The organism is Pantoea sp. ME81, from assembly GCF_903970985.1.
GTDB classification, from domain to species: domain Bacteria; phylum Pseudomonadota; class Gammaproteobacteria; order Enterobacterales; family Enterobacteriaceae; genus Pantoea; species Pantoea communis.
Genome location: NZ_CAJCKS010000171.1, coordinates 1 through 10272, shown reverse-complemented (window position 1 = coordinate 10272; position 10272 = coordinate 1). Strand labels below are relative to the sequence as shown.

7 protein-coding genes and 1 other RNA gene are annotated in these 10272 nt (G+C 52.7%); 4 read left to right on the top strand and 4 right to left on the bottom strand.

The annotated features are described in order from the left end of the window. Window positions 1-137 precede the first annotated feature (137 nt). Complete coding sequence (locus H7A81_RS22370) at window positions 138-881, top strand: EAL domain-containing protein (RefSeq protein ID WP_097119291.1); 744 nt, start codon at window positions 138-140, stop codon at window positions 879-881. A gap of 97 nt (window positions 882-978) precedes the next feature. Next, window positions 979-2418: a YdiU family protein gene (locus H7A81_RS22365; protein WP_182058758.1), complete on the top strand. Its 1440-nt coding sequence runs from the start codon at window positions 979-981 to the stop codon at window positions 2416-2418. Window positions 2419-2423: 5 nt separating this feature from the next. Here H7A81_RS22365 and H7A81_RS22360 read toward each other — a convergent pair whose 3' ends face one another. Then, window positions 2424-3470: a 3-deoxy-7-phosphoheptulonate synthase gene (locus H7A81_RS22360; RefSeq protein WP_166931630.1), complete on the bottom strand. Its 1047-nt coding sequence runs from the start codon at window positions 3468-3470 to the stop codon at window positions 2424-2426. A 148-nt stretch (window positions 3471-3618) separates the two neighbouring features. Continuing rightward, the gene (locus H7A81_RS22355) at window positions 3619-4446 is read right to left on the bottom strand and encodes a pyruvate, water dikinase regulatory protein (protein ID WP_058959746.1); all 828 of its coding nucleotides are present in this window, start codon (window positions 4444-4446) and stop codon (window positions 3619-3621) included. Window positions 4447-4896: 450 nt separating this feature from the next. On the opposite strand from H7A81_RS22355, the gene ppsA reads away from it, so the two are divergent. Continuing rightward, window positions 4897-7284 carry a phosphoenolpyruvate synthase gene (gene ppsA / locus H7A81_RS22350; protein ID WP_058959747.1) on the top strand — a complete coding sequence of 796 codons (2388 nt, stop codon included), beginning with the start codon at window positions 4897-4899 and terminating at the stop codon, window positions 7282-7284. Between the two features lie 97 nt (window positions 7285-7381). On the opposite strand, the gene rprA is transcribed toward ppsA, so the two are convergent. Together rprA and ydiK are read right to left on the bottom strand one after the other, a co-directional pair. Then, an RNA gene (gene rprA, locus H7A81_RS22345) (antisense sRNA RprA) lies at window positions 7382-7489 on the bottom strand. A 316-nt stretch (window positions 7490-7805) separates the two neighbouring features. Next, window positions 7806-8918 carry an AI-2E family transporter YdiK gene (gene ydiK, locus H7A81_RS22340; RefSeq protein ID WP_034821692.1) on the bottom strand — a complete coding sequence of 371 codons (1113 nt, stop codon included), beginning with the start codon at window positions 8916-8918 and terminating at the stop codon, window positions 7806-7808. A gap of 206 nt (window positions 8919-9124) precedes the next feature. On the opposite strand from ydiK, the gene H7A81_RS22335 reads away from it, so the two are divergent. After that, the coding region (locus H7A81_RS22335) for an FAD-binding oxidoreductase (RefSeq protein WP_182058757.1) at window positions 9125-10272 on the top strand (1148 nt) is incomplete at its 3' end.

Sequence of the window (10272 nt, the reverse complement as noted above, 5' to 3'; positions counted from 1 at the left end):
GGATTGAGTGAAGCGGCCGAGATAATTGAACAGCACCTGTGGCGCATGGTCGGCGGCCAGTTTCGCCAATGTAATGCCACGGTGGGCATCCAGCCAGCGCAGTTGGCCATAACCGATTACTGCTTTTGGCTGCTAAAATGAAAGTCCATTTATCTGCCGACTATCAGTCGGAAACCTGGTTCTATCCAGTTTATACACTGGCGGGCCAGCTGACTGCGGTCGAGCTGGTGACGCAATTCGTCCACGACAGCGCACCTATTACGCTGCCGCAGGATTTGCTGTTGCCGCAATTAGACGATGCGCAGCAATTACGGTTAATGCAGAGCCAGCTTTCTTTACTGGAAAAGTACCGTGACTTTTTTGAGCTACATCAAATTACCGCTTTGGTTCGTATTGATGATTCGATGGCGTTAACGCTGCTTGAAAGTGAATTTCTGTTAAGGAAATTTAAACAACTTCCTTTTATTATTCTCGATATTAGCGAAACGTTTCCGCAATTAGCGCGCGGAAAAGCGCAGCCACTTCTGGCAACATTACAGCAGGAATTCCGTTTATCACTTTCCCAATTTGGTGCGGGTAAAGCACCTGCAACCGCAGTTTACGATAATCTCTTTAGTGTACTGAAACTGGATAAAACCTTTATACAAGGCCTGGCTAAACGTGCATCTTTTACACCATTTATCCAAACGGTCATCGATAATTTCTCAGATTATGCCGATCAGCTCATAATATGTGGTGTTGACGATAACCTCATGCTGGAGAAAGTCAGCACGCTGAGCGGAGCTCAACTGCAAGGCAATTTGTTCCCGGTTGTCAAAGCGGAACGGTTAGGTGATCTTATTTATCCTGATGTGACTTCGCACACCCCTTCACAGCAGTAGTCCTTTCAACTGTCATCCGCTGACGCCCAGCGTTACACTGAACCCTATTCTTTAAACTCACTGTTGGTGCTTTTTGTGTGCACCTTCTGGAGTGGTGATGCAATTTATTAATAGCTGGCAGCAAGAGCTGCCGGGATGCTATACGGCGCTGATGCCAACGCCGTTGGAAGGCGGGCGCCTGTTCTATCATAACGCGCCGCTGGCGGCAGAAATGGAACTGGATGCCGGGCTCTTCACTGGGCAGGGGCACGGCGTCTGGAGTGGTCGTGAGCTATTGCCAGGTATGGCCCCGCTGGCGCAGGTTTACAGCGGACATCAATTTGGTGTGTGGGCCGGCCAACTGGGCGACGGGCGTGGCATTCTGCTGGGTGAACAGCAACTGACGAACGGACGTAAACTCGACTGGCATTTAAAAGGGGCGGGATTGACACCCTATTCGCGTATGGGTGATGGCCGGGCGGTGATTCGTTCCAGCGTGCGTGAGTTCCTGGCTTCGGAAGCGTTGCACCATTTGGGGATTCCCACCACTCGCGCGCTGGCTCTGGCGATTGGCGATGAGCCAGTGCTGCGTGAAACGCAGGAACGCGGGGCAATGCTGATGCGCATCGCTGAGAGTCATCTGCGTTTTGGTCACTTTGAACATTTTTACTATGGCGGCGAGCAGGATAAGGTCCGGCAACTGGCAGATTACGCCATTCATCATCACTGGCCAGAATTAAGCGATGACGCTGACCGCTATGTGCTGTGGTTTACCGATATCGTGAAACGCACTGCCAGCCTGATCGCCCACTGGCAGTGCGTGGGCTTTGCGCATGGCGTGATGAACACCGACAACATGTCGATCCTCGGACTGACGCTGGATTATGGTCCCTATGGCTTCCTTGATGATTACCAACCCGGATTCATCTGCAATCACAGCGATTATCAGGGGCGTTATTCCTTTGAGAATCAGCCGATGATTGGTTTGTGGAACCTCAATCGTCTGGCGCATGCATTGTCAGGGTTGATGAGCACGGATCAGTTAAAACAGGCGCTCAGCCATTATGAAACGGAACTTATGCGGGTCTGGGGTGAGAAGATGCGCGCTAAACTGGGCCTTCTGACTGCCGATGCCAATGACAACGCGATTCTGACGCAACTGCTGTCGCTGATGACACAAGAGCGAAGCGATTACACGTTGACCTTTCGCTTACTGAGTGAGACGCAGCAGCATCAACAGCGTTCGCCGCTGCGTGATGAATTTATCGACCGCGAGGCGTTTGACCACTGGTACGACGGCTATCGTCAGCGTCTGCTGCAGGATGAGGCATCAGATGAACAACGCCAACAGGTCATGAAGGCGGCCAACCCAGCGCTGGTGTTGCGCAATTATCTGGCACAGCAGGTGATTGAAGAAGTCGAGCAGGGTGAGAAGGCGGCGCTGGAGCGGCTCCATCTGGCTTTACAACAGCCATTTGATGATGCGGCCGTCAGCGCAGAGTTACGCCAACGGCCGCCAGAGTGGGGAAAAACGCTGGAGGTGAGTTGCTCCAGCTAAGGTGATTAAAAACGGCTGTCGACCGCGGCAGCCAGTTTCTCCAGCACTTCGGCGCTATCTTCCCAGCTCAGGCAGGGATCGGTAATAGACTGACCGTAGTTTAACGGCTCGCCGCTCACCACTTTCTGATTACCTTCCTGCAGGAAACTCTCAATCATCACACCCGCCACCGCACGAGATCCCGCACGAATTTGTGCTGCCACATCATCTGCGACGTCGCGCTGGCGGCGATGCTGCTTCAGACAGTTACCATGGCTAAAGTCGATGATCAGCTGTTCCGGCAAATTGAAATCACGCAAATTTGCGGCTGCGGCCGCGACATCTTCGGCGTGATAGTTAGGCTGACGGCCACCGCGCAGAATCACATGACCATGCGGATTGCCGCTGGTCTGGTAAATCGTCATCTGACCGTGTTTATCTGGAGACAGGAACATATGACTGACGCGTGACGCGCGAATCGCATCCACTGCGATTTGCACATTGCCGTCTGTACCGTTTTTGAATCCGACCGGGCACGACAGCGCCGATGCCATTTCACGGTGGATCTGACTCTCCGTGGTGCGTGCACCAATGGCGCCCCAGCTGATCAGGTCGGCAATAAACTGGCCGATCACCATATCAAGGAACTCGGTGGCGGTCGGCATACCGGTGGCGTTGATATCCAGCAACAGTTTACGAGCAATGGCGATGCCGCGATTAACGTCGAAACTGCCATCCAGATCCGGATCTGAGATCAATCCTTTCCAGCCGACCACCGTGCGCGGTTTTTCGAAGTAAGCGCGCATCACGATTTCCAGACGATCCTGGTAACGTTCGCGTAACACGTTGAGGCGTTCGGCATAGTCCAGCGCGGCTTTAGGGTCGTGTAGCGAGCACGGGCCGATAATCACCAACAGGCGTGGATCTTCACCGGTCAAAATGCGTGCAATACGCTGGCGCGCAGCGGTGACGGTGGCTGCCACCTCCGGTGAAATGGGGTGTTCTTGCGCTAGCACAGCGGGCGTTAGCAGGCTGCCGATGCGCGCGGTACGCAGTTCATCAGTCTTGTTCATTGAGATTCTCAAAATCTGTTCTTCGCAACGGTGAAATACCGGGAAGTGATGGTGGTCACAATAAACCAATAGGCCGCGAATTCAACCCGCTAAAAAGAAAGGTGAGCGAAACAAGACGGAAGCCAGGCTTTACGGCCTGGCGTACAGATCAATACATGCTGCGGCGCAGACCCATAATGTCGAGGATTTTGGTGGCAATCTCCTCTACCGAATAGTTGGTACTGTTAAGGTAACGAATCTGATGCGTGCGGAAGAGCGCTTCCACTTCCCCCACTTCCAGGCGGCACTGGCGCATCGAGGCATAACGGGTATTCTCTGCACGCTCCTGCCGAATCGCCGCCAGACGTTCAGGATCGATGGTTAATCCAAACAGCTTATGTTGATGGGCGCGTAACGCCGGCGGCAATTTCAGGTTATCCATGTCATCGGCGATAAAGGGATAGTTTGCCGCACGAACACCAAACTGCATCGCCAGATAGAGGCTGGTGGGTGTTTTGCCACAGCGAGAGACGCCGAGCAAAATGACCTGTGCATCCTCCAGACCACGCAGTGAGATACCATCATCGTGCGCAAGCGTGTAATCAATCGCGGCAATACGCGCATCATATTTGCCGAGATTGCTCGCCGTCAGACCATGGGTTCGGTGCGCCACTGGCATTGAAGATACGCCAAGCTCACTTTGCAGCGGACCCACCAATGCCTGCACGATGTCCTGGCAAAAGCCTTCGCTTTCCAGAATGATTTCACGCACATCCGGGGTGACGATAGAAAAGAACACAATCGGACGTACGCCGCTTTGCTGATACAGCGCGTTAATCTGCGCCTTCACCGCCTGAGCTCGCTGAACATTCTCAACAAAGGGCAGGGTCACGCTGTTGATATTCACGGGGAATTGCGACAGCACGGCATGCCCCAATACCTCCGCGGTAATGGCGGTACCGTCTGAAATGTAGAACACACTGCGCTCAGTGCTCATAGGCGAAATCCCCTCTTATTTACTTTTGCGTAACAATGTCATTGCCGATGTTTCATTTTAATTAAAAATAAAATGAAATATCCATATCGTGAGTGCTTTCTGCTGGAATTTTATTTTTGTGATGAACAATATTAGATGAAATGCTGTTTTGAAAACGGCTATTTCCCCGCAATTTTTATCACAAGGTAAAAATAAAGTCTGAATCTGTTGCGCAACAAAAAGCAATGGCTAACCCTCTGAAAAGGGGAAAAATATCGTTGCGGCAATGTGTCGGCGTTAAATAAGCCTGTTGCGCAACTTTGATGCCAGCGGGAACTAGTCCGAATTTGCGTTTCTTTTTCTGCTTTAACGATTCAACACTTAGTCTTTATTTATTGATTGTGCCAGGCTGTTTTGGCGAATAGCAAAATGTTCCATGTGCTCCAATCATTTAAATGAAGGATAATCTCAATGTCCAATCAAGACCAACAGTCGCTAGTGCTCTGGTACAACCAGCTTGGCATGCATGATGTTGATCGGGTGGGGGGCAAGAATGCTTCCCTGGGAGAAATGATTACTAACTTGTCGTCACTGGGCGTCTCCGTGCCAAACGGCTATGCCACGACATCTTACGCCTTTAATCTGTTTCTCGATCAAAGCGGACTGAACCAGCGCATTTATGATTTGCTGGACAAAACGGATATTGATGATGTTGAAGAGCTGGCTAAGGCCGGTAAACAAATTCGTCAATGGGTCGTGGACACGCCATTCCTGCCTGAGCTGGAAGAGGCGATTCGTACTGCCTATGAGCAACTCTCCTCTGATGATGCCGACGCTTCCTTTGCGGTGCGCTCATCCGCCACCGCTGAGGACATGCCCGATGCCTCGTTCGCGGGGCAACAGGAGACCTTCCTTAACGTGCAGGGCTTTGATGCGGTGCTGGTGGCCGTGAAGCACGTGTACGCTTCTTTATTTAACGATCGTGCGATCTCTTACCGCGTGCACCAGGGCTACGACCATCGTGGCGTTGCCCTGTCAGCGGGTATTCAGCGCATGGTGCGATCCGATCTCGCGTCTTCTGGCGTGATGTTTACCATTGATACCGAATCCGGTTTCGACCAGGTGGTCTTTATCACCTCGGCGTTCGGTCTTGGTGAGATGGTGGTGCAAGGTGCGGTGAACCCGGATGAATTCTACGTGCACAAACCCACGCTGGCAGCCAATCGCCCGGCCATCGTGCGTCGCACCATGGGTTCCAAAAAGATCCGCATGGTGTATGCCGATTCTCAGGAGCACGGTGAGCAGGTGCGCATTGAAGATGTCGATCAGGAGCAGCGTGACCGCTTTAGCCTGACCGATGACGAAGTGCAGGATCTGGCGCGCCAGGCGGTGTTGATTGAGCAGCACTACAAGCGCCCAATGGATATCGAGTGGGCGAAAGATGGTCACACCGGCAAATTGTTCATTGTGCAGGCGCGTCCGGAAACCGTGCGCTCTAACGGTCAGGTGATGGAGCGCTATAACCTGCAAGGGAAAGGCAAGGTGCTGGTGGAAGGCCGTGCCATCGGCCATCGCATTGGCGCGGGTGAAGTGAAAGTGATTCATGACATCAGCGAAATGCACCGCATCGAAAAGGGTGATGTGCTGGTCACTGACATGACTGACCCGGATTGGGAACCGATCATGAAGAAAGCCTCCGCGATTGTGACCAACCGTGGTGGCCGTACCTGCCATGCGGCGATCATCGCGCGTGAGCTGGGCATTCCTGCCGTCGTTGGCTGTGGCGATGCCACCGATTACCTGAAAGATGGGCATAAGGTGACCGTTTCCTGTGCTGAAGGCGACACCGGTTATGTGTACCAGGATCTGCTGGACTTTGAAGTGACCAGTTCGCAAGTGGATACTATGCCGGACCTGCCACTGAAAATCATGATGAACGTCGGTAACCCGGATCGCGCCTTTGACTTCGCCTGTCTGCCAAATGAAGGTGTTGGTCTGGCGCGTCTGGAGTTCATCATCAACCGTATGATCGGTGTGCACCCGAAAGCGCTGCTGGAGTTTGACCAGCAGACGCCAGAATTGCAGCAGCAGATTCGTCAAATGATGAAGGGCTTCGATGATCCGGTTGAGTTTTACATTGCGCGTCTGACCGAAGGCATCGCCACCCTGGGCGCGGCCTTTGCGCCGAAGCGCGTGATTGTGCGTCTCTCTGATTTTAAATCGAACGAATACGCCAATCTGGTGGGCGGCGAGCGTTACGAGCCAGAAGAAGAGAACCCGATGCTGGGCTTCCGTGGCGCGGGGCGCTATGTGGCAGACAGCTTCCGCGACTGCTTCGCGCTGGAGTGTGAAGCCGTGAAACGTGTGCGTAATGAAATGGGTCTGACTAACGTCGAGATTATGATTCCATTTGTGCGCACTGTTGACCAGGCGGCTGCCGTGGTGGAAGAACTGGGCAAGCAAGGTCTGAAGCGCGGTGAGAACGGCTTGAAGGTGATCATGATGTGTGAAATCCCGTCAAACGCCTTGCTGGCTGAACAGTTCCTGCAGTATTTCGACGGCTTCTCTATCGGTTCGAACGACATGACACAGCTGGCGTTGGGTCTGGACCGCGATTCTGGCGTGGTGTCTGCACTGTTTGATGAGCGCAACGAAGCGGTGAAGGCGCTGCTGTCGATGTCGATTCAGGCCGCCAAGAAACAAGGCAAATATGTTGGAATTTGTGGCCAGGGTCCTTCAGATCATGAAGACTTCGCTGCGTGGTTGATGGAGCAGGGTATTGATAGCCTGTCATTGAACCCAGATACCGTGGTGCAAACCTGGTTAAATCTGGCGGAATTGGATGCGGCTAAGCAGTAATCAGACATCAATTAGGGCGCGTTCGGGGTAAATCTGAAGCGTCCTTGATGAAATCATTAAGGCCAGCGCTGCTGGCCTTTTTTTATCCATAAAAAATACAAAAAAAAGCCCATCACAGGGGATGGGCAAAGACTACACACAGCAATTCTTCACTTTACTCAGGGGAAAAAGGTTGTTTAAAAATCAGTGGTTTGATCTCAAACATAGGATTCATGTTATTCATCAGGCTTGCTGGCGTCTTTAAGAATCCTCTTATTAGTTTAAAGCTGATAATCTTTTCTGAGCTTTTTTAACGGTTGCGCCTGATGATTCAGTTCGAAAAATAATCATTCCGTTAGCGAAATCCACCTAAAGCGCCTAAATCTGCGTTTTTTCTTAAAAATCGCTTATGAAAAATAAAGGGTGGTGAAGGCAATTATGTGACAGCGATTAAGTTGCTTTCAGCGCGGTAGGTAAGGCAAATCAGAAGTGGGAGAAGAAGGCGGTGCATTTATTTGCACCGCTCGCGGAAAGGGTCAGCTTTAAGGTTGCTCTTCCTCATGTTCGGCAAGAGCTTCGATGGCCGTTTGCGGGTCATCATCCGGGGCAGGTGCTTCATGCATCCACACGGAAACCAAACGATAAGATACCGCTAGCACCACCGGGCCAATAAACAGTCCGATCATGCCAAAGGCGATCAATCCACCGATAACGCCGGAAAGGATCAGAATCATCGGCAGATCCGCACCCATGCGAATCAGCATCGGACGCAACACGCTATCGAGCGTACCGACTACACAACTCCACACCAGTAATATCGTGCCCCAGGTGGTATCGCCACTCCAGTAGAGCCAGATGATAGCCGGTACCAGCACCACCAAAGGCCCCAACTGCACCAGGCACGTCAGAATCATTAGCACGGTGAGCAAGGTGGCATAAGGGATGCCGGAAATCGCCAGGCCAATGCCGCCCAGCACACCCTGCACCAGCGCCGTCACCACCACACCCAGCGCCACGGCTCGAATGGCCTGACCGGCTAGCAGCACCGCCGCATCGCCGCGACGTCCGCCCATACGATAAGCGAAGTGACGAATGCCGTGGCCGACCTGCTCACCGCGCCAGTAAAGCAACACGCTAAACAGCAGCATCACAGCGAGGTGGATCATAAAGCGGCCAAAGTGGCCGGCCTGCGCCACAAAGAAGCCGGTGGTGCGACCAATATAAGGCTGCAGTTGATTCAGAATCGCCGTACCGCCGCCATCGACCATTTTGTGATAGCTGGAGTAGGTTTTGTTGCCGACATACGGAATTTCGCGCAGCCAGACAAAATCCGGGAAAACCAGATGTCGCTGCGTGGCCCAGGCAATCACCGGTGCGCTGTTGTCGATCAGGCTACTCACCAGCAGGGCAATGGGAATAATAAACAGCAGCAGTAACAGAATGGTCATGGCGATCACCGCTAGCGATCGTCGTCCCCACAGCAAATGCTGCAAACGGATCATCAATGGCCAGGTCGCAATCACCACCATGCTGGCCCAGGCAAAGCCCAGAATAAAGGGTTGTACCACCCACAGGCAGGCGATGATCATGATGAGAATGAACATCAACGAGAATAGCAGTTGCGGTAGATCCATACCGCGTTGCAGGCTTTTCATCACAACGTTTTGACCTCAATTAATCCTTCGTGGTGGACCGCGTGGGCCCTGATCAATGATGAGCTATTTCCTGAAAATTAAACAGAAAAAAGCAGGTGTCGTGGAGGTCTTTCCTGAAAAAACAGCAGCCATTAAAAAAATATGATAAAACCAGTGGTTGAAAAAAATAACCACGCAAACGTTTACAACATCTCGGTCACGCAATAATGATCCCACAGATTTCCCAGGCGCCAGGCCTCGTTCAACTGGTGCTGACATTCCTGCAGTCATTAAAAGAGCAAGGCTTTACCGGCGATACCGCCACCAGTTATGCCGATCGTCTCTCGCTTTCCACCGATAACAGCATTTATCAGCTGTTGCCCGATGCTGCGCTGTTTCCGCGTTCGACGGCGGACGTGGCGCTAATCGCGCGGCTGGCCGGTGAAACGCGCTTTAACAGCCTGGTGTTTACCCCACGCGGCGGCGGAACGGGTACCAACGGTCAGTCACTCAATCAGGGCATTGTGGTCGACATGTCGCGCTACATGAATCGCATCCTTGAAATCAATCCTGAACAGGGCTGGGTGCGTGTGGAAGCGGGCGTGGTGAAAGATCAGCTCAATGCCTGGTTGAAGCCTTATGGATTCTTCTTCTCGCCGGAGCTTTCCACCAGTAACCGCGCCACCTTAGGCGGCATGATCAATACCGATGCGTCCGGGCAGGGCTCATTGGTCTACGGCAAAACGTCGGATCATGTGGAAGGGCTGCGGGCGGTGCTGCTCGGCGGCGATATCCTGGATACCCGCGCGATGCCCACCGAACTGGCTGAGCAATTAGCAACAACACCGACAGCAGAAGGGCGTATCTATCATCAGGTGCTGAATCGCTGTCGTGATCAGCGTGATCTGATTCTGGATAAATTCCCTAAGCTTAACCGCTTCCTGACCGGTTATGACTTGCGTCATGTGTTCAGCGATGACATGCAAACCTTCGATCTGACGCGTTTGTTATGCGGTGCAGAAGGGACGCTGGCCTTTATTACGGAAGCGCGTCTGGACATCACGCCGATCCCGAAAGTGCGTCGTCTGGTGAACATCAAGTACGACTCCTTTGACTCTGCACTGCGTAATGCCCCTTTCATGGTGGAAGCCAAAGCGCTGTCAGTGGAAACCGTGGACTCTAAGGTGTTGAATCTGGCACGTGAGGATATTGTCTGGCATTCGGTAAAAGAGCTGATTACCGATGTGCCGGACAAGGAAATGCTCGGCCTGAATATTGTTGAATTTGCCGGTGACAACGGCGAATTGATTGAACAGCAGGTCAACAGCCTGTGCGGTCGACTGGATGAGCTGATGGCGCAGCAGCAGGGCGGTGT